21 protein-coding genes are annotated in these 17,537 nt (G+C 67.9%); 2 read left to right on the top strand and 19 right to left on the bottom strand.

Annotated elements, in window-relative coordinates; genetic code table 11:
• Nucleotides 1-273: 273 nt before the first annotated feature.
• The 6 genes from M2650_RS16265 to M2650_RS16240 form a co-directional block, all read right to left on the bottom strand.
• Nucleotides 274-951, bottom strand: a complete 678-nt coding sequence (locus tag M2650_RS16265) for a DUF6683 family protein (protein WP_249476225.1) — start codon at nucleotides 949-951, stop codon at nucleotides 274-276.
• On the bottom strand, nucleotides 948-1,634 hold the full coding sequence (locus M2650_RS16260; RefSeq protein WP_249476224.1) for a hypothetical protein: 687 nt from the start codon (nucleotides 1,632-1,634) through the stop codon (nucleotides 948-950). The genes M2650_RS16265 and M2650_RS16260 overlap by 4 nt, the downstream gene beginning before the upstream one ends.
• 65 nt (nucleotides 1,635-1,699) lie before the next feature.
• Nucleotides 1,700-2,050, bottom strand: a complete 351-nt coding sequence (locus M2650_RS16255; protein WP_249476223.1) for a hypothetical protein — start codon at nucleotides 2,048-2,050, stop codon at nucleotides 1,700-1,702.
• Nucleotides 2,051-2,125: 75 nt separating this feature from the next.
• Nucleotides 2,126-2,725 (bottom strand): hypothetical protein, encoded by a 600-nt coding sequence (locus tag M2650_RS16250; protein WP_249476222.1) that lies wholly within the window; start codon nucleotides 2,723-2,725, stop codon nucleotides 2,126-2,128.
• A gap of 250 nt (nucleotides 2,726-2,975) precedes the next feature.
• Nucleotides 2,976-3,275, bottom strand: a complete 300-nt coding sequence (locus M2650_RS16245; protein ID WP_249476221.1) for a hypothetical protein — start codon at nucleotides 3,273-3,275, stop codon at nucleotides 2,976-2,978.
• 3 nt (nucleotides 3,276-3,278) lie between these two features.
• Nucleotides 3,279-3,497, bottom strand: coding sequence for a hypothetical protein (locus M2650_RS16240; protein ID WP_249476220.1), 219 nt, complete (start codon nucleotides 3,495-3,497; stop codon nucleotides 3,279-3,281).
• 172 nt (nucleotides 3,498-3,669) lie between these two features.
• Here M2650_RS16240 and M2650_RS16235 point away from each other — a divergent pair, with 172 nt between their 5' ends.
• Nucleotides 3,670-4,278, top strand: a complete 609-nt coding sequence (locus M2650_RS16235) for a GNAT family N-acetyltransferase (RefSeq protein ID WP_249476219.1) — start codon at nucleotides 3,670-3,672, stop codon at nucleotides 4,276-4,278.
• 165 nt (nucleotides 4,279-4,443) lie between these two features.
• On the opposite strand, the gene M2650_RS16230 is transcribed toward M2650_RS16235, so the two are convergent.
• From M2650_RS16230 to sctV, 12 genes are all read right to left on the bottom strand, one after another.
• Complete coding sequence (locus M2650_RS16230; RefSeq protein ID WP_249476218.1) at nucleotides 4,444-5,289, bottom strand: hypothetical protein; 846 nt, start codon at nucleotides 5,287-5,289, stop codon at nucleotides 4,444-4,446.
• A 291-nt stretch (nucleotides 5,290-5,580) separates the two neighbouring features.
• Nucleotides 5,581-7,047, bottom strand: coding sequence for a M23 family metallopeptidase (locus M2650_RS16225; RefSeq protein WP_249476217.1), 1,467 nt, complete (start codon nucleotides 7,045-7,047; stop codon nucleotides 5,581-5,583).
• 245 nt (nucleotides 7,048-7,292) lie between these two features.
• Nucleotides 7,293-8,009 carry a hypothetical protein gene (locus M2650_RS16220; RefSeq protein WP_249476216.1) on the bottom strand — a complete coding sequence of 239 codons (717 nt, stop codon included), beginning with the start codon at nucleotides 8,007-8,009 and terminating at the stop codon, nucleotides 7,293-7,295.
• An 18-nt stretch (nucleotides 8,010-8,027) separates the two neighbouring features.
• Nucleotides 8,028-8,510: a hypothetical protein gene (locus tag M2650_RS16215; RefSeq protein ID WP_249476214.1), complete on the bottom strand. Its 483-nt coding sequence runs from the start codon at nucleotides 8,508-8,510 to the stop codon at nucleotides 8,028-8,030.
• Nucleotides 8,511-8,622: 112 nt separating this feature from the next.
• On the bottom strand, nucleotides 8,623-9,990 hold the full coding sequence (locus M2650_RS16210; protein ID WP_249476213.1) for a FliI/YscN family ATPase: 1,368 nt from the start codon (nucleotides 9,988-9,990) through the stop codon (nucleotides 8,623-8,625).
• Complete coding sequence (locus M2650_RS16205) at nucleotides 9,987-10,670, bottom strand: FliH/SctL family protein (protein ID WP_249476212.1); 684 nt, start codon at nucleotides 10,668-10,670, stop codon at nucleotides 9,987-9,989. Before M2650_RS16205 ends, M2650_RS16210 begins: the two co-directional genes overlap by 4 nt.
• Before the next feature lie 27 nt (nucleotides 10,671-10,697).
• The gene (locus M2650_RS16200; RefSeq protein WP_249476211.1) at nucleotides 10,698-11,309 is read right to left on the bottom strand and encodes a hypothetical protein; all 612 of its coding nucleotides are present in this window, start codon (nucleotides 11,307-11,309) and stop codon (nucleotides 10,698-10,700) included.
• A 7-nt stretch (nucleotides 11,310-11,316) separates the two neighbouring features.
• A complete protein-coding gene (gene sctJ, locus M2650_RS16195) occupies nucleotides 11,317-12,114 on the bottom strand; it encodes a type III secretion system inner membrane ring lipoprotein SctJ (RefSeq protein WP_249476210.1) in 798 nt (265 codons plus the stop codon).
• A gap of 14 nt (nucleotides 12,115-12,128) precedes the next feature.
• Nucleotides 12,129-12,545, bottom strand: a complete 417-nt coding sequence (locus tag M2650_RS16190; RefSeq protein ID WP_249476209.1) for a hypothetical protein — start codon at nucleotides 12,543-12,545, stop codon at nucleotides 12,129-12,131.
• Between the two features lie 91 nt (nucleotides 12,546-12,636).
• The gene (locus tag M2650_RS16185; protein ID WP_249476207.1) at nucleotides 12,637-12,972 is read right to left on the bottom strand and encodes a hypothetical protein; all 336 of its coding nucleotides are present in this window, start codon (nucleotides 12,970-12,972) and stop codon (nucleotides 12,637-12,639) included.
• Between the two features lie 112 nt (nucleotides 12,973-13,084).
• Nucleotides 13,085-14,497, bottom strand: a complete 1,413-nt coding sequence (locus tag M2650_RS16180; RefSeq protein WP_249476205.1) for an FHA domain-containing protein — start codon at nucleotides 14,495-14,497, stop codon at nucleotides 13,085-13,087.
• A gap of 11 nt (nucleotides 14,498-14,508) precedes the next feature.
• Nucleotides 14,509-16,581, bottom strand: a complete 2,073-nt coding sequence (sctV, locus tag M2650_RS16175) for a type III secretion system export apparatus subunit SctV (RefSeq protein WP_249476202.1) — start codon at nucleotides 16,579-16,581, stop codon at nucleotides 14,509-14,511.
• 39 nt (nucleotides 16,582-16,620) lie between these two features.
• Here sctV and M2650_RS16170 point away from each other — a divergent pair, with 39 nt between their 5' ends.
• Nucleotides 16,621-16,857 carry a hypothetical protein gene (locus M2650_RS16170; protein WP_249476200.1) on the top strand — a complete coding sequence of 79 codons (237 nt, stop codon included), beginning with the start codon at nucleotides 16,621-16,623 and terminating at the stop codon, nucleotides 16,855-16,857.
• 101 nt (nucleotides 16,858-16,958) lie between these two features.
• Here M2650_RS16170 and M2650_RS16165 read toward each other — a convergent pair whose 3' ends face one another.
• Nucleotides 16,959-17,390 carry a FliO/MopB family protein gene (locus M2650_RS16165; RefSeq protein WP_249476199.1) on the bottom strand — a complete coding sequence of 144 codons (432 nt, stop codon included), beginning with the start codon at nucleotides 17,388-17,390 and terminating at the stop codon, nucleotides 16,959-16,961.
• Between the last annotated feature and the right edge of the window lie 147 nt (nucleotides 17,391-17,537).

Genomic DNA, 17,537 nt, shown 5'->3' with positions numbered 1-17,537 from the left:
AAGCGACGGAGGAATCCCGAGGGCCGGCGAGCGGTGGCCAAGCACATGGGGTGGCCCCTCGCCGGGATCCCTTCCAAAGGCCCTTTTTCTTTGGTTACTGTTCTTTTTGGGCCCCACAAAAAGAAAGCATGCCCTGAGCTTGCCGAAGGGTCACTCGGCCGCGGTTTTAGCGGACGAAATCCCGGCCGGAACGGCCAGCAGGTCGCCATAACCCCCAAGCCAAGGCAGCGGAGCAAGCTCCGCTCTACAGGGCGGAAGCGGGGCGCATGCGCTTCAGCGTTCGACTAGGCCGCCGTCGGTCAGCTCCAGTCGCTTGAGATCCACGCCCGATTTCAGCAAATCCTTGCGGACGTTGCGCTGCAGGTCCGCAAGCTGCGCCGGATTGCTGCCGTTCTTCAAGGCCTGGTAAGCGGAGCCGGCGATCATCGTCAGATAAGCCGTGCGTTCGGCCTGCGATTGCTTCTGCGCGTCGCTCATCTTCGCGATCGACGGCACCGACGCCAGCGCGCCTGCCAGCTGCCGGCGCACCGCGCGCTGGCCCGCGGGTCGTTCGTTCGAATCGGCGCCGTTGACGATTTCCCAGCTGATCACCAGGTACGCCGCCAGCACGTCGCCCAAATTCTGCGGCGAGTAGCCGTAGCGCTGCAGCAGGCGGTCGAAGGATTGCATCAGCTTGCCGGAGCGGATCGCCGGCGTCATTTCCGCCGCGCCCGGCTGTTGCCCGAGGTGGGCGATGATCGCTTCGCGTTCGCGCGCGGTCACCGCCGCGTCGCGCGAGAACGCCAGCTTGCGCACCGCATCGGCGGGCGCCTGCGCGGGCGCCGGTTTGGACAGCGCGGCATCCAACGACGACTTGAGGTCTTGCGCGGCGGCGGCCCCCGACAGCGCCAGCAGGCACAAGAGGGCCGCCAGCCATGCGCGGCATCGGCGCGGGCCCGCGGCGAGGTTCACCACTCCACGCACACCGGCACCTGGGTCATGATCATCGGTGCGCCGGACATGCTGGCGACGTTGCGCGTCTGCCAGACGGTGCGTTTGCATTTGCCTTTGCTCTTGCTGCTGGCGCTGTTCCCGGACGTGACGCGTTTGCCGGACGGCGCGATGCCCGCGGACGCGGTGCGGATGTCGCTAGCCGCGGAGCGGTCCAGGTCGTAATGGAACAGATAGGTCGTGCCCGGAGGCGGGCCGCCCGGCTTGGACGTAAGCACCTGCAACTCCACGTCCAGGCCGAAATGCGCATCGGTGACGTTGCCGTCGAAGCGCAGGCGTTGATTGGTGGAGGTGCCGCCGCCGCGGATCGCTCCGCCGGGCGACATGTCCAGCACCACGTTGTCGTGGCCGGCGCGCCAACCCGAGCGGCTGTCGTTGCCCTCGAGCACGAAACCGGCGGTTTCCTTGTTGATGAGCCCATCGACCACCAGCTGGATGCGGCCGTTGGACAGCCTCTTGAAATGCGCGCTGCCGGTGCCGGCGTCGGTCCTCTTCAGGGCACCGTCGGGGGTGCGCACGCGCACGTCGACATCGCCCGTGTAAGGCGCACCGGCGTAGCGGGCTGCCGTGCCGGTTTCGGCGGCGCACGCCAGGAACGGCAGCGCCAAGGCCAAGATCGCGATCGTGCGGGTCATCCGTTTCATAAGCGTACCTCTCAAAAAGGAACGCCCCCGTGACGGGGGCGCCCTTTTCTCGCTCGCGATAGCGGTTACTGCTTGCGCGAGATGTCCTTGTTGCCTTCACCTATGGTCTTCACGATGGTCGCCAGCATCTGCAGCATCTGGCCCAGCTGCTGACCCAGCACCTGCAGTTCGGCGTTCAGCTCGGTCAGGCCCTTGCCGTCGATCGTGGCGTTGGGGTCGTCCTTCTGCTTGCGCTGCAACGTGTCGATGTCGCGGGCCATGTCGAGCATGCGCTCGCCCATCGCGTCGGCGATCTTGCCCAGGGCCAGGGCGATGGCGCGCAGCCAGCCGCCGCCGTTGCCGAGGTTGGATTTGGCTTCGGCGGCGCGCTCGGTTTCGGCGGCGGAGACGTAGGAAGCGACGAAGAGGTCAGACATGGCAGTTTCTCCAGGGAATTTGTGTTGAATGTTTGCTGTATCGGGGGATGCGCCGTACGGCGCGTCAAGCAAGGATCAACGGCTACCCGGAGGGCCGCGCAAACGCCGCGAGCGCGAATTCACGACTTCGCTGCGGATAGGGGAAACGTCGGCCGGCGGCGGCGCGGAGCGCTCGGTGCCAGTGGCGTTAATGGTCAATGCGGCCGCTTCCTTTCGGAACCAGGCCAGGGCTTTCTCTTCGCCCTCGGTCTGCAGGCGGCGGCTGAATTCGATCGCCAGTTGCGACTCGCGGCGCTGCAGCGGCTGCAGCGCCTGGTTGATCTGGCGGATCAGGTCGTTGGCTTCGCTTTCGCCCATGGCGCCGCTGGACTGCAGCGCCTGCACCGCTTCCATCCACACGCCGCGGTCGGCGAAGGCGGCGGCCGAGGCGCCATGGCTCGAACCCATGGCCTCTTCGAACTGCTGCATCAGCGCATCGCGCGCGTCGCGGTCGAGGCTGGGATCTTCCTGCAGCGTCGCGTCCAGCTGACGCAGGAATTCGTCCATGCCGGCGTTGCCTGCCGCACCCGCGCCATTGCCGTTGGCCTGCGGCGCAGCGGCACCGCGATCCAACATGATCGGCTGCTGCAGCGAAGGCTGGCGGATGCCTGGGCGTTGTGGGCGACGCAAGGTCATGCGTATCTTCCGCTTGGCCCGGGAAAGATTCCGCGGGCGATGGAGCCAGTGTAGGCAGCCGGTTCGGAGCAACAAGCTGGGGGCAACCCTAGCCGGAACGGGTGTTAGGCGATGTCAAAGCGTGACCGGATGCCACTAGCCGGATTTCCGCGCGTTAAGGCCGTGTGAGTTCGAGTGCCGCGCAAAAAACGATGGGCCGATCCGCTCGCGCGGACCGGCCCTGCGGCGGCCTGCTTGGGGGAGGCGCTGTCTAACCTGTGACGACCCGCAGCTGATCGGTGATGGCACGGGTCGCCTCGCCATGCCTGCGGCCGAGTTCGCGGGCCACATCGGCCAGCCATTCGTTCGCCTTCTCCTCGCCGTCCTCGTCGCGGCGGCGCAGGTACTCCGGCTCCAGGCGAGCCTTCTCCTCCTCGACATCGCGCAACATCTCGTCGTAGTGCTGCAACAGGCGCGATTCTTCTGCGATGTCGAGGATGCCCTGCTCGCGCAGATCGGAGAGCCGGTCGACGAGCTCTTCGCGGGTCTTCGGAGCGGACGTGTCCAACATGGCTCAGCTCGCGCCGAGGCCGAAGTTGAAGCCGCCGGAATAGTTCTGGTTGAACAGCGAGCCGAAGTTGAAGCCGCCGCCGCTGCCGCCACCGCCGCTGGAATCGCCGCCGATCATGCCGCCGAGCCAGGAACCGAGCTGCTGTCCGATCGCCGCGCCAGCGGGACCGCCGAAGAATGAGCCGACGACTTGGCCGACTAATGATCCAATCTGACTGCCCATGTGGATGTCCTCATGTTTGAAGGTCTGGTCGGCCCGAGAGTGGGGACCTTTCGAGCGCAATGCCTAGTTTCCGCATCCGTTCAGCGGCGCCAAGCTAGGTCGTACCCGACCTAGGGACAGCCCTATGGCCGCCGTGGATGCCCCTGCCGCGGCGCTGCGGGATACTGCGGCCATGAGCACGGAACCGGCCCCCGCTTCGCCGCGCGCCCAGGACTATCCGGGCGCCGAGCTGCTGCGCACGCGACGGCTGCGGCTGCGCGGCCTGCGCTATGCCGACATCTTCGAGCTGCAGCGTTTGGGACGCGATCCGCGCGCCTCGCAGGCGCTGCTGGACGCGCCCGTCGACAATGTCGCAGCGGCCTGCGCACTGATCGACAACGCCAACCGCGTCTATCGCGAACGTCCCGGCCTGGGCGTATGGCGCGCCGACGACGAACACGGCGCGTTCATCGGTTTCTTCTCGCTGATGGCCGAGCTGGATCCGGACGAGGTCGAGATCGGCACGCGCCTGCTGCCCGGCGCCTGGGGGCGCGGTTATGCGCTCGAAGCGGGCGCTGCGTTGTGCGAACACGCGTTCGCCACACTGCGATTGCCGCGGCTGATCGGGATGTGCGATCCACGCAACCGCTCGGTGCCGCCGCTGTTGATGCGGCTGGGCTTCGCCGCCGATGGCGAGGCCGAGCAGTTCGGGCGGCGCGCGTTGCGTTTCGTGCTTCGGCGTGAGGATTGGCGTGGCATCCGGCATCGGGTACGCGGCCCGCACAAGCCCAGTTCTTCGTAGGAGCGGCTTCTGTGGGAGCGGCTTCAGCCGCGAGCTTTTTTGCCCGTCATCCCGAGCGTAGCGAGAGATCTGCTTGCACACAGCGACTCGACAGCAGATCCCTCGCTACGCTCGGGATGACAGTCAAGAGGAAGAGCTCGCGGCTGAAGCCGCTCCCACAAAGGCTTACGGCGCAGGCATGCGCATCACTTCGCCGCCGCGATAGCGCCAAGTCTCGGCAGGCACCTCGCCTTCGCCGCGGTTCAACGGACCTCCGGGCAAAACGATCGTGAGCTGTTCGCGCGTGGCGGACAATTGCGGCGCTTTGCCGCCGCAGAAATCGATCGGTTTTGAGATCGCGTGCGTACCGTCGCGTCGCAAGCCCAGGATCCACAGCGGCCCGCCGGCGCAGGCGTTGCCGCGCATGTCCTGTTGGAACACGATCACTTCGTCGAACGGCGCGATGCCCTGCGGATAGCGCTGCAGGATCCGCGGCACGGGGTAATCGGGAAACTTTCCGCCGCCGCCGGCACGCAATAGCTCGCGGCCCGCGAGCGTGACCTGGAACGCTTCCTGGCCGTGGTCCGCGCGCGGCAGTTCGACGATCTCCAGGCGCCCGGCGACGGTGTCGACTTGCGTAGCCGAAGCCGATGCGAATTCGTCCGCAGGCCGCGCATATTTGCTGCCGTCGTAACGCACGACCTCTTCCCCGGCGCCATCCCTCGCGCGCAAATCGCGGAAGCCGTTCGTGCGCGTATCGGCCACGCTCAGATCTTGCGCGGCCACCGCGGACAGCACCAGCCGCTGGCCGGCCGGCTCGTCGGCATAGGCCCACCAGTAGGCGTCGTCGCCATCGCGGAGGCAATCGTGGCGGCCGTGGACGATCCAGTCGGCGCGGCCATCGTCGTTGAGATCTGCGCGCTGCGTTTCGACCCAATCGGACTGGAACTGGCTGACGCCGTTGCGCGTGCCTTGCGCGCAGTCGAGCACGCGTTCATCCGTGCCTAGCGCGCGCACGATCGATGCGGGCAACGCCGATACTGGCGGATCCGTGCGCTCCGGCGATACCGCCGCGGCGGCGCCCGCCGGCGCCTGCGTGCAGGATGCGGCGACGCAGGCTGCCAGGAGACCTGCGCCGAAGCGAGCAGGAATGGACGCACGAATCATGTGGCGCAGTGTAGCGCCGGCCGCGCATCGGCTGCCTTCACGCGATGCCGCAGCGCGCGCGATTTCGTAGAGCCGAGCTTGCTCGACTGGCTTTGTCCCGGCGTCGCGGCGGGGAAAAAGCAGTCGAGCAAGCTCGGCTCTACGGTATGTCGAGGCTTAGCCGCGGCGTCCGTCGAAACGCCCGTCGAGCAGATCGTTGACCCAGCGGTCGATCACCTGCGGCGACGCTTCGATATGCACGTGCGGACCGGTGGAATTGCCGGTGGAGCCCTGGTTGCCCAGATCCTGTCCGTAAGTCACGCGCTGGCCGGCGCGCACGTCGATGCTGGACATATGGAAGATGTAGACCAGCTGGCCCTGTTCGCCGCGCAGCACCACCGCATTGCCGGCGTTGCCCATCGGCCCGGCGCTGACCACGGTGCCGGCGATCGGCGACGGGATCGCCTGCCGCGTCTGCGATTGGCCGTTGTGGTGCAGCACCACATCGCGCACTTCCAGGCGCTGGCCTTCGCGGGTCTGGGTCTGGTAGTCGTGGTGCGGCTGCAGCTGGTCGGGATCGGACACCGCGAACGCCGCGCGTTCGCCGGTGCTGTAGACGGTGTAAGGCGAATAGCTGCGCACGTCGCCGCTGGGCGGCTGCGGCGCGGGCTGATCGGTACCGCCGCCGTTGTTGGTCGGCGTGGAAGACCCGCCGCCAGGAATCCGCACGACCTGATTCGGATAGATCAGGTCCGGATTACTGCGGTATTGCGGATTGGCCTGCAGCAGCGCCGACAGCGAAACGCCGTTGCGCTGCGCGATGCCCGTGAGCGTGTCGCCGCTCTGCACGCGGACGCTCCCGTCGCCGCCGCCCGGAAGGTGGACGGTCTGGCCGGGATAGATCAGGTTGGGGTTGCGGATCTGCGGATTGGCGGCGATCAGCGCCGGCAACGAGACGCCGTTTTCGCGCGCGATGCCCGACAGCGTTTCTCCGCGATGCACGGTGACGGTGCCCGTGCGCGGCGAGGGCTGCGGCGGCGTGTCGCCGTTGCCCGGCGGCGTATCGGTCGGCGGCGGCGCCTCGCCGTTGATGCGGCCGCGTACGAAAGACGTGGCTTCGCCCGCAGTGATGCGGCCGTCGCGATTGGTGTCCAGCGGCGCGTTCGCGCGGTAGGCGGCGCTGCCCTGGCTGAACAACGTCGAATTCGGATCCGGCCGCGGGCTGCCGTACAGCACCGCGGTGTAGACGCCTTCCAGCGTGTTCAGTTCGCCCGGGTCGGAACGGTTGTTGAAATAGCGCTCCACGTACTGCAACTGGTCCACCGCGCTCATCCGCGCCAACGCGTCGGTGCTGGTGCCCAATTCGCGCGCGGTGTTGGGCATGAACTGGATCAGTCCGGTCGCGCCGCTGCCGGCGTTGTTGCGCTGGCCGGGACTGAAACTGCCGCCGGTCTCGAAGCTCATCACCGCCAGGATGTATTCGGGCCGCGTGCCGAGCCGTTGCGCCATGGCTTCGACTTCGGTGATGAATTCGGACGTGACGTTGCGGTTGCCCTGCACGCCGTCGATGCGGTTGTAGTCGAATCCGCTGGGGCTGAGGTGATCGCCGGGGCGATTTTCGGAGGAACCGACAGGCTGGACCATGGCTTATCTCCATGTGGCCGAAACGCGCGCTGCGGCGCGTACCCGTCGATTACAAGCGCTAATCCGCCGCGATAACAGCTAGGAATGACCCTAGTGCGCCGCCGTTGCTGTTGTCCCCTTTGGAAAAGGGGGCGAATCGCCGAAGGCGATGGGGGATTTGCTCTTGATCTTGTTGTATCCATCGAAGATCAAAAGCAAATCCCCCTCGATCCCCCTTTTTCAAAGGGGGAAGAACAGCAAACCGCTCAGGCGTGGAAATGCGGATCGATGCTCAAGATGCCGAGGTTGCGTTCGGCGAAACGCTTCGTCAGTTCCGGCGCGGCTTCGCGGATCGCATCGAAGCTGCTGCGCGAGCGCACGTCTGCGCGCAGCGTCCAGCCGTCGGCGGTGCGGCTGAGCAGGAGATCGGTGCCCGGCAGCGTGGCATCGGCCATGCGCAAGAATACCTGGCCGTCGCTGTCGCGCCCTGCGGCCTCGCCCACCGCGAGCTGGCGCACATGGCGTTCGATCAATTCGGCCAACGCCTGCGGATTGGCCGCGGGCGGCGGCGCTTGCGCGGCCGTCGGTTGCTGCGCGCCTTCGCGCATCGCCATCTGCGCCTGGAACATCGCCGAAGAATCGGCGGACTGCAGCGACGACGCCGAAGTCCCCATGTCGTCGCCGCGCCGTCGTGCCTTGTCTTCGACATTATCGGACATGACCTTGGCGCGCGCTGCGGTGTCGCCCGCGTAGCGTTCCTGCTTCTGCGCGTCGCCAGCGCGCGCCTGCGCTTGGGCCTGCGCGTACGTATCCAGGCCTTTCTGCCGGGGATCGCCTTCGCGCGCCTGCTCCATCGCCGCGCGGAACTGGTCGACGGTTTCCGGCTTCGGCGGCAGGCGCTGCTCGCCCGGCAGGCGGTCGGCCTGTTCGCGGATGCGCGCGGCGTCGGTGGATTCGGAAGACCGGTTGCGTTCGATGCTCATCGCATTCTCCTCATTCGGTCAGGCGGGCGCCTGATGCCTTGCCTGCAGCAAATCGTCGGTGGCGCGCTCCTCGCGCCGCGCGTCCAGCGCGAACTGTTCGCCGCGCCATACGTCACGGCGCTTTTCGAGCGCGTCCTGGCGTGCCTTGGCGCGGAAGAAGGCGACTCGCGCTTCGGCCAGCGCGAGTTCCGCCTCGCGCAGTTTTTCCTGGGCCTTGAACAGCCGTTGGCGCGCGGCCTCGGCCTGTTCGCCGAGCAGTTCGATATGCGCTTCGCGCTGCGCCAGCGCGCTCGGCCACGGTATGCCGGCGCCGGGCGGATCGAGCAGGCGCTTGCGCTGTTCGCCGCGCTCGAATTGCAGCGCGATGATCTCGCCTTCGATCACCAGGCAGGCGTCGCGGCAGGCCTGCACGGCGCGCTGCCGTTCCAGCAGCAACTGGCGCGCGGCCGCCGTGCGGTGTTCGCGCAGCTTGATCAGCGTGTGCAGCGGATAGCGCTTCATATAGGACGGGATTCGGAATTGGGGATTGGAGATCCGGAAAAGCGAGGAACGAATACGCGGCCGCCGGACGGCTTTGCCGAATCCCGAATCTCCAGTCCCAAATCTCGGATCTTCATGCGAACAGCTTCCGCAACGCCTCGGCGGATTGCGCGAACGGCACCAGCTCCTCGGCGGGCTGCTGCAGCAGGGTGCGCACCGGGCCGATCTTCTCGATCGCCAGGTCGGCTTCCGGATCGGTGCCGCGCTTGTACTCGCCCAGTTGCAGCAGCAGTTCGATGTCCTGGTATTTGGCCAGCACCTTGCGCAGCTTGCCGGCGGCGCGCTGGTGGGCGGTGTCGACCACGCGCGGCATGGTGCGGCTGAGGCTGGTCAGCACGTCGATGGCCGGATAGTGGTAGGCGGCGGCGAGCTTGCGCGACAGCACGATGTGGCCGTCCAGGATCGAACGCACTTCTTCGACGATCGGATCGCCGCCGTCCTCGTCCTCGGCCAGCACGGTGTAGAAGGCGGTGATAGAGCCGCGCTCGTTGTTGCCGGCGCGTTCGAACAGGCGCGGCAGCGCGCTGAACACCGACGGCGGATAGCCGCGCCGGGCCGGCGGCTCGCCCACCGCCAGGCCGACGTCGCGCAGCGCGCGCGCGAAGCGCGTCACCGAGTCGAGCAGCAGCAGCACGCGCTTGCCGCGGTCGCGGAAATGCTCGGCGATAGCGGTCGCGACCCAGGCCGCGCGGCTGCGTTCCAGCGCGGGGCGGTCCGAGGTGGCGACCACGATCACGGATTTGGCCAGGCCTTGCGCGCCCAGGTTGTCGTGGATGAATTCGTTGACTTCGCGGCCGCGCTCGCCGACCAGCGCGATCACGTTGACGTCGGCCTCGCCGCCGCGCGCCAGCATGCCGAGCAAGGTGCTCTTGCCGCCGCCGGCGACGGCGAACACGCCGACGCGCTGGCCGACGCCGGTGGTCATGGTCGCATCGATGGCGCGCACGCCGGTGGAGAACGGCCGGTCGATCAGCTTGCGCGAAAGCGGATTGGGCGAAGCGGCGTAGATCGGCGCATCGACAGTCGCGCCGAGCGGGCCTTTGCCGTCGATCGGCTCGCCATGCGCATCGACGATGCGGCCGAGCAGGCCGTTGCCGGCGCGCACCGCGGCCTGGCGGCCGGTGCCGATCACTTCGGTGGTGTGGGAAATGCCGTCCAGCGCGCCCAGCGGCGTGAGCAAGGTGTGCTGGCGCGACACGCCGACCACTTCGGCGGCGAGCTTGAAATCCGGATCGCCGACGCCGCGCGGATTGCGCAGTTCGCACAACTCGCCGATGGTCGCTTTCAATCCCGTGGCTCGGATCAGCGTGCCGTAGGCTTCGGCGACGCGGCCGACGCGCTCGATGCCGTGGATCGCGCCGAGCGCGTCCAGCAACGGATCGTCGGGCGCGGCTTTCGCCGCATCCAGGTCCAGGCCGCCTAGCGTCTGCGGTCCGGTCATGAGGCCGCCGGCATCGGAACGTTGGCGCCGGCCAGCGCGGCGCGGATCGCTTCGATCTGCTGGGCGATGCCGGCGCGCACTTCGCCGGCTTCGGACACCACGACGCAGCTCAACGCATCCAGGCTCTCGTCGTCGACCAACTCGATCACGCCGACCGCGGGATGCGCCTGCCGCACCGCGCCCAGACCGGCCTGCACTTTGTCGCGGACGGCCGGATGCACGCGGATCAGCAGGAACTGTTCGGCTTGCGCGGCCTCCACGGCGCGCATCACCAGCGGCGGCATCACCTCGCTGGGATCGAAGCCCGGCGCGATGCGCGCGACGATCGCGCAGGCGAGTTCGGCGACGCGGCCGCCGGCCTCGCCCAGCACGCGGGCGCGGCGTTCGTTGAGCGCGGCCAGCTGCACCGCCATCTGCTGCTGCGCCTTGGCGAAGCCTTCGGCATAACCCGCGGCATGGCCCTGTTCGCGCGCCTGGCCGATTTCGGCCTCTGCGCGTTCGTACAACGCGTTGACGCGCGCGATCAGCTGATCGAGGTCTTCCAGGCGCTGCCAATCCTGCGCCGGCACGACCGATGCGGCCAGCGCGCGCTCGAACTGCTTGCGTTCGAACACCGCCACGGCGCCGCGGCCGGCGGCGGATTTCGCGGGAGCGGATTTGACGGCGGATTCTGCTGGCATCAGGTTTTCCGATGATGCCGCGGGCGCTTACTGCGCTTCGCGGCGCGATTTATGGTGCGTGTAGACGCGCAGGAAAGGTTTCTCGGGCAGGTGCGCGGCGTCGCGCGCCGCATCGTTGGGCTGCAACAGCCGCGCCCATTCGCCCAGCGCCCGTTCGTGGCCGGCGGACCATGCGTCCAGTTCGGCGCGGCCCTGGCGATCGAGCAAGGCATAGAGCGCGGCGTCGCTCGCGTCTTCGGCGAGCGCCTGTTCGATCGACGCGGCCAAACGCTTGGCGACGGCCGGATCCACGCGCCCGTTCCATACCGTGTTGTCCAGCGCCAGCAGATAGCTGTTGCCCAGCGCCTGCTTGAGCCGGCGCACCGGTTCGCGCCGCACCTCCGCGCGTATCGCCGGCGCGTACGCCAATGCGCCCAGGTCGCGCGTCAGCGCAGCCACGCTGGCGCGGGGCCAGCGTTCGACGATGCCGTAAGGCCCGCCGGGCGCCGGCGCCAGCAGCGCCGCCGCTGCGCCGTCGGCGAGCCAACGCGCGAGCAGTCGGCGGCCCAAGCGGCTGTCCTGCGCGCGCGACAGCAGCTCGGGCTCGAGCCCGTCGTACCAGCTCGGATCGACTTCGGCCAGCAGCGCCTGCAAGGCCATGCGCCGATCACCCGTTCCAAACGCCGCGCGGCTGCGCCGCGGCCTGCGCTGCGGCGGCCCGGCTGCGCAGGCGGCCGAGCAGGGCCAGCAGCAACGCGATCAGCACGACGACGCCGACGGCGATGCCGATGCCCAGCGGACCGATCGCCGACAGGGCCGGCGTGATGCCGGTCTGGCGCGGCTTGACGTCGACGCCGGTGGGCGCGGTCATCGGAATGAACTTGACCGTCACCTTGTTGACGTCGTCCAGGCCCTGCACGCCGTCCTTCACTGTCACCTTGATCGCGGTTTCGGCGTTGCTGAGGTCCGCGCCGGGACGCTCGAAGATCATCACCGAGGCCGAAGACACCTTGCTGTCGCCGCCGAGCGGATCGCGCTCGGGCAAGGCGATGTGCACGCGCGCGTCGACGACGCCGGGAATCCGCGACAGGGTGTGCGCGATTTCCTGCTCCAGGCTGCACTGGTAGCGCGCGCGCTCCTCGATCGCGGACGAGGCGAAGCCTTCCTTCTTGAAGACTTCGCACATCGAGGCATAACGCGCCCGCGGCAGGCCGCGGTCGTACAGCACCTGCATGGCCTGCGGGAATTCGTTGCGGCCCACGCGTACTTCCCAACCCTGCTTGCTGGGCGACGGCGCCTTGCTGGCGCCGATGCCCGCCGCCTGCAGCGCGGCGGTCACTTCGTTGGCCTGCTGCTCGTCCAGGTCGCTGTACAGCGGCGCGCCGCTGCAGCCGGCCAGCAACAGGCAGGCCAGCGCCGCCAGCAACATCAGACGCAGCGGTTTGAAGGCCATCGCCCTATTCATGCCCATTTCCCCCGTTACGACTGCTGACGGAACAGCTGCTGGATGCCGTCCGACGTGCGGTTGGCCACGTTCGAGGTCAGCTCGGCCTGGAACAGGAACTGATGGCAACGCATCGTCATCTGCATCATTTCGCCGGGCGTCAGGTCGGCGCTGTTGGCGGTCATGGTCTGCGACATCGCATTGATGTTGTCGGCGCCGCCGTTGAGGTGTTCCAGCGCAGCCAGCACGGCCCGCGTACCCTCGGAAGGCGGCGCGGCGACGCTGGCGATCACCTGCTGCGGCGCGCCGGCTTGCGGTGCGCCGCCGGTGCGTTCGAGCGCGGCTGCGAAATCGCGCACGTCGAAGGCAGAGGCCTGCGGCGATTGCGCCGGACGCGCGGCGGGCGAGGCTTGCGCGGCGTCCATGGCGGCGACTTGTATGGCTTCGATCATGTCGGTCTCCTTGCTGTCCGATGATCCGATGCTGGATCGTCCGTAGCCGGGCGATTCGGCCCGGCACGCACGATGCTTCAGCCCCGGCGTATTACTGCCGCTTGCCGAGCGTTTCCAGCGCCTGGCCGACCGCGTTCTGCGAGGTGGCCGCGTTGTTGGACATGAACTGCATGCGCAGGCTCTCGGACGTCAGCGTGATCATGACCGAGGGCTGATCCTGGCCGCCGCTGACCTGGTCGGACAGCTCGGTGATGCGCGCGGCCTGGGCATCCAGGGTGCTGCCCCATGCCCGCGCCATGGCTTCGTACCAGCTGTTGGCGCTGCCGCCGGATACGCCGCCGCCGCGCCGGTTGCCGGTGACGCCGACCGCATTGACGTCGGTGATGTAAGTGTTCAGCAGATGACCGCTGACGTTGGCATTGCTCATGACGCTTCTCCTTGAGTGAGCGCGGCTATTGCCGCCGAACTACCGTGAACGTTATGGAACCCTACGACGCTTGCTGACTTTCTGACTCTAAAAATTTGCGGCCGCACAGCCCTCACATGCGCTGCGCCGGTTGCGGTTTGGCCTTGGCGACGGTTTGCGGCTGCGCCGGAGCGGCGACGGCGGCGGCGGCGGGCGCCGCAGGTTTGGCGACGGCGTTCGTCGACGCCGCCGCTTTCGCAGCGGGCGTCGCGGAAGCCGGCGCCGCGGCGGGTGCGGTCTTGGCGTCGACGCCGACCGCGACCGTGGTCGCCTCGGTGCCGGCCGGTGCCGGAGGCGGCGCCAGTTGCACGCGCTGCAGCTTGCCTTCGGCGTCGAGCGCGGTCGCGCCTTCGCTGGTGATGCCGATCAGGGTCGAGCCGTCCGGCAACTTTTCGCCCATGCCGAACTTGCTGCCGTCCGAGCCGAGCACATGCGGCTCCTTGCCGCGCACGATCGACACCAGGCTCACCGCCGGTTTCTGTTCGGCCGCTTTCTGATGGGCGACCTGCTGCGCGGCGGGCTGGAAGGGATCGATCGGATCGTAATTGCGCGGGATGATGCGCCGCACGCCTTTCACGTCGCGCATCGCGCGCCCGAGCGCGGCTTCCTTTAGCGCATTGCCGTCGGCGAAATTGCCGGTGACCTCGACATCGCCGTTGCCCAGGTACTGGGTGCGGGTGGCGAAACCTTCGGCACGCAGGATCTCGCGCACGTCGAAGGCGATGTCGTCGCCGGTGCGCAGGCTCAGGCTGGCGCTGAGGCCTTCGCTCTTGATCTTTTCGCGGATGCGGTCGCGGGTGGCCGCGTCCCTGACCGTGCCGGACAGCACCGCGATGCCGTTGGCATCCTTCGCGACTCGTCCGTCGGCGATCGAGAATTCCGGAATCAGCCGGGTGAGCGCATCGCTGGCCTGCGGCGCCTGGTCGCGCTTGGGTACGACCGCGGCCAGGATCGCCACCGACATCAGCGACAGCACCGCGAACGCCGCCACGGCCGGCAGCCGCTTCATGTATGGCGCCGGCGCGGGTGCCGGACGCGAGCCGTCGTAGGCCGGCAGCATGGATTGCCAGGCCGGATCGTCGGCATTGCCGACCGCCAACGCGGCCTGCCCGAGTTCGATGCGCTGCAAGCTGGCCAGCGCGACCGGGTCGCCCGGATGCAGCGGCTGCCCGCCGACGCGCAGCGGCGCGTCCAGCGCGCGAACGGACAGGCTGCCGCCGAGCAGGCCGATCAGCGCATGGTGCGGCGCCACACCCTGGTCGGACAGGACGATGTCGCAATCCTCGCCGCTGCCGACCAGGATCATCTCTTTCTCGGCCAACGGCCGGCTGGCGCCGATATGCAGCCCGGACAGGATGCGCAGCGCGTAGCCGGCGCCTTCATTGCCCGCAGCCGCGGCGGTAGCGGCGGCGGCGGTTCCGGAAGCGCGCTTGGCTTTCGATTTCTTGGCGGAGGATTTCGGGTGGGTCGGTGGGCTCTGGGTCATGGGGGATTACCTCAGGCGTTGATCTGGCCGGCCTGCATGATGCGGAGATCGGGGGCGAGCTCCTGGTAGGACAGCACGGGCAGATCGAAGAAATCGATTTCCATCAGCTTGCGCAGATGCCTGCGCACATCGAGTGAACATAACAAGACAGGACGCACGGTCTCGGGCTGCCGCGCCAGCTGCGAACGGACCTCGCCGCCCAGCCGCGCCGCCAGCTCCGGCGATATCGCCAGCTGGCTGGCACCACCGGCCACGCGCACCGACTGGCGCAGGCGGTCTTCCAATTCCGGGTGGATCATCAGCACGTGAAGGGTGCGTTCGTCGTCGGCATAGCGGTCGGCGATCTCGCGTTTCAATGCGACGCGAACGTATTCGGTCAGCAGCACCACGTCCTTCTCGCGGCCGCCGACGTCGGTGATGGCTTCGAACGCATCGCGCAGGTTGCGCACCGGCACGCCTTCTTCGGCCAGCCGGCGCAGCACGTCGGCCACGCGCTGCGGCGCGACCACGCGCAACATTTCCTTCACCAGATCCGGATAGTCGCGCTGCATGCGGTTGAACAGGTGCGAGGTTTCCTGGATGCCGATGAAGCTGCCCAGCCGGCGCTGCAGCGCGCTGCGGCAATGCTCGGCCAGGGTGTCGAGCGCGCCCTGCGCGTCGGCGGCCGGCTCCTTGATCCACTCGCCCGCCAGCGCCGGGAAGAACCCGGCAGCGCGCGGCGCGTTGCCGTCGCCGGGACGGGCAGGCCGGAAATAGGCGTCGTCGCGCACGCGTCCGAACGCGATGCGCGCACCGAACGCGCTCAGCCGGTATTCGCCGCGCTCGCGCAGCTTGGGTTCGATGCGCACCGTCGGCACCGGCACGGGCACGCCGTATTCCTCGCGCAGCCGCTGCACGATCCCGCCGATGCGTTCGCGCAACGGCAGGTCGCCGACCATCGCCGCCAGCGACGGCGAGATGTCCAGCTGCAACGGCGCCGGCGGCGCCAGGTCATCGGTCTCGACCACTTTCTCGCCGGTGGGCCGTTCGCCTTCGGGCACGCGGAACGCGCGGCGCAACACCATCGAACCGTGGCGATAGCGCCAGGCCGACAGACCGAGCAGGGCCAGGCCGAGCAGGCCGAACACCATCTTCGGGAAACCGGGCACGAACACCATCGCCAGCGCCAGCATGCCGGTGATCAGCATCACCCGCGGCTCGCCGGAAATCTGCCGCGAGATCGCTTCGCCCAGATGGCGGTCGTTCTCTTCGCCGGCGGTGCGCGTCACCACCAGGCCGGCCGAGATCGCAGCCAGGATCGCCGGGATCTGCGAGACCAGGCCGTCGCCGATCGTCAGGATGCTGTAGGTGTGGGTCGCATCGGCCAGCGACATGTCGCGCTGCAGGACGCCGATCGCCAGGCCGCCGAGCAGGTTGATGATGATGATGACGATGCCGGCGATGGCGTCGCCCTTCACGAACTTCATCGCGCCGTCCAGGCTGCCGTGCAACTGGCTTTCCACTTCCAGCAGGCGGCGCTTGCGGCGCGCTTCGTCCTTGTCGATCAGGCCCGAGCGCAGGTCCGAATCGATCGACAGCTGCTTGCCGGGCATCGCGTCCAGGGTGAAGCGCGCGGCGACTTCGGCGACGCGCTCGGCGCCCTTGGCGACGACGATGAACTGGACCACGGTGATGATCAGGAACACCACCAGGCCGACGACGAGATTGCCGCCCGCGACCAGGTTGCCGAAGGTGTCGATGATGTGGCCGGCCTCGGCTTCGAGCAGGATCGAGCGCGTGATCGCGATCGACAGCGACAGCCGGAACAGCGTGGTCAGCAGCAGCACGCTGGGGAAACTGGAGAACGCCACCGGTGTGGGGATGTAGATGGCCAGCAGCAGCAGGCCGAAGCCGATCGCGATGTTGAAGGCCACCAGCGTGTCGATCACCGCCATCGGCAGCGGCAGGATCATCAAGGTGATGATCGTGACCGCGGCGAAAGCGAGCACCACGTCGCTGTATCCGCCACGGCGCCGCGGGGCGCCTGCGGGCGCCGCGGTCATCGCGCCGAACAGGTCGCGCAGGGGCTTGAGCCTTACTTCCATGTTTGACTATCCGTCGGGGGACGGGCGACGCAGTATGCCTTGCGCGCCGCAGAACGCAACCCGCAGCGCGCCTTCGCCGATGCGATGCGGGTGGTCCAGATGGCGATTCCCCCGGATGCGCTGCTGCGCACCGATTCGGAGAACTGTCGCATGGCGCTGACCTCATCCGTTTCGAAGGTCACCATAGCATGCGGATTGCTGCGGTTTCGCTTACACGCCGCGTTACATCGCACCGATGCGATGCGCAGCGTTCATCTTTGTATTTGTTTCATATGAAAGCGTTTCGACGAGCGAGCGAATCCGCGCGGCCTTCGCTGTCAACATTCTGTAACGACCGCGCGGCAGGAGCCAATTCCTTCACGCGCGCATTACGCGAGCTACTGAAATAAACGTTCGCTTGAAACCGGCGCAGGGTCAGATGGATTCTTCACATCCTGCGCCGATGGTGCGATATCGTCTGGCTGCAGTTGTGTGATCAGGCTCAAGGATTGGGCGCTGACGCCGACCGCGAATACGCGGCCGGCGCGGGTGCGCACCAGTACGATGCGTTCACGCGGCCCCACCGGCAGCACCTGCACGATCGACAAGGATGCATCGCGGCCGGTGATCCCGTAACGTCGCCGGGCCAGGCGCAGCACCACGAGCAGGGCCGCGATCACTGCCGCCAACGGCAACACGATGGCGAGCAGTTCGCCGATGAAGGAAGACTTGGCGGGCGCCGCGGCCGGGGCGGCCGACCAAGCCAGCCCCGACCACGCGATGCAGGCGGCGGCCGGGAGTATTCTGCGGAAAATGAGGGAAGAGGTCATGGCAGACGGATGCGACAGGAAGGGATGCGATAGGCAGGCGGGCCGGAAACGTCACGGCGCCGACATGGCGCACGGCTACCGTAACAGGGTGTCGACAAAGGGCAAGCTCATCCGTTCGCGCAGGGCCGCGCGCGCGCTCCGCGGTGC

The sequence above is a fragment of the Luteimonas galliterrae genome (assembly GCF_023374055.1).
Classification (GTDB): Bacteria; Pseudomonadota; Gammaproteobacteria; order Xanthomonadales; family Xanthomonadaceae; genus Luteimonas_C; species Luteimonas_C galliterrae.
The sequence above is the reverse complement of the archived record's forward strand: the minus strand, read 5'-3'. Positions and strand labels throughout refer to the sequence as shown.

What these genes read in the sequence shown, in the direction of transcription:
- M2650_RS16180 (WP_249476205.1), bottom strand. Translation starts at nt 14,497, where the DNA reads ATGACCCAGAGCCCACCGACCCACCCGAAATCCTCCGCCAAGAAATCG.
- M2650_RS16200 (WP_249476211.1), bottom strand. Translation starts at nt 11,309, where the DNA reads ATGGCCTTGCAGGCGCTGCTGGCCGAAGTCGATCCGAGCTGGTACGAC.
- sctJ (WP_249476210.1), bottom strand. Translation starts at nt 12,114, where the DNA reads ATGAATAGGGCGATGGCCTTCAAACCGCTGCGTCTGATGTTGCTGGCG.
- M2650_RS16255 (WP_249476223.1), bottom strand. Translation starts at nt 2,050, where the DNA reads ATGTCTGACCTCTTCGTCGCTTCCTACGTCTCCGCCGCCGAAACCGAG.
- M2650_RS16210 (WP_249476213.1), bottom strand. Translation starts at nt 9,990, where the DNA reads ATGACCGGACCGCAGACGCTAGGCGGCCTGGACCTGGATGCGGCGAAA.
- M2650_RS16260 (WP_249476224.1), bottom strand. Translation starts at nt 1,634, where the DNA reads ATGAAACGGATGACCCGCACGATCGCGATCTTGGCCTTGGCGCTGCCG.
- M2650_RS16205 (WP_249476212.1), bottom strand. Translation starts at nt 10,670, where the DNA reads ATGCCAGCAGAATCCGCCGTCAAATCCGCTCCCGCGAAATCCGCCGCC.
- M2650_RS16250 (WP_249476222.1), bottom strand. Translation starts at nt 2,725, where the DNA reads ATGACCTTGCGTCGCCCACAACGCCCAGGCATCCGCCAGCCTTCGCTG.
- sctV (WP_249476202.1), bottom strand. Translation starts at nt 16,581, where the DNA reads ATGGAAGTAAGGCTCAAGCCCCTGCGCGACCTGTTCGGCGCGATGACC.
- M2650_RS16225 (WP_249476217.1), bottom strand. Translation starts at nt 7,047, where the DNA reads ATGGTCCAGCCTGTCGGTTCCTCCGAAAATCGCCCCGGCGATCACCTC.
- M2650_RS16220 (WP_249476216.1), bottom strand. Translation starts at nt 8,009, where the DNA reads ATGAGCATCGAACGCAACCGGTCTTCCGAATCCACCGACGCCGCGCGC.
- M2650_RS16190 (WP_249476209.1), bottom strand. Translation starts at nt 12,545, where the DNA reads ATGATCGAAGCCATACAAGTCGCCGCCATGGACGCCGCGCAAGCCTCG.
- M2650_RS16240 (WP_249476220.1), bottom strand. Translation starts at nt 3,497, where the DNA reads ATGGGCAGTCAGATTGGATCATTAGTCGGCCAAGTCGTCGGCTCATTC.
- M2650_RS16185 (WP_249476207.1), bottom strand. Translation starts at nt 12,972, where the DNA reads ATGAGCAATGCCAACGTCAGCGGTCATCTGCTGAACACTTACATCACC.
- M2650_RS16165 (WP_249476199.1), bottom strand. Translation starts at nt 17,390, where the DNA reads ATGACCTCTTCCCTCATTTTCCGCAGAATACTCCCGGCCGCCGCCTGC.
- M2650_RS16245 (WP_249476221.1), bottom strand. Translation starts at nt 3,275, where the DNA reads ATGTTGGACACGTCCGCTCCGAAGACCCGCGAAGAGCTCGTCGACCGG.
- M2650_RS16215 (WP_249476214.1), bottom strand. Translation starts at nt 8,510, where the DNA reads ATGAAGCGCTATCCGCTGCACACGCTGATCAAGCTGCGCGAACACCGC.
- M2650_RS16235 (WP_249476219.1), top strand. Translation starts at nt 3,670, where the DNA reads ATGAGCACGGAACCGGCCCCCGCTTCGCCGCGCGCCCAGGACTATCCG.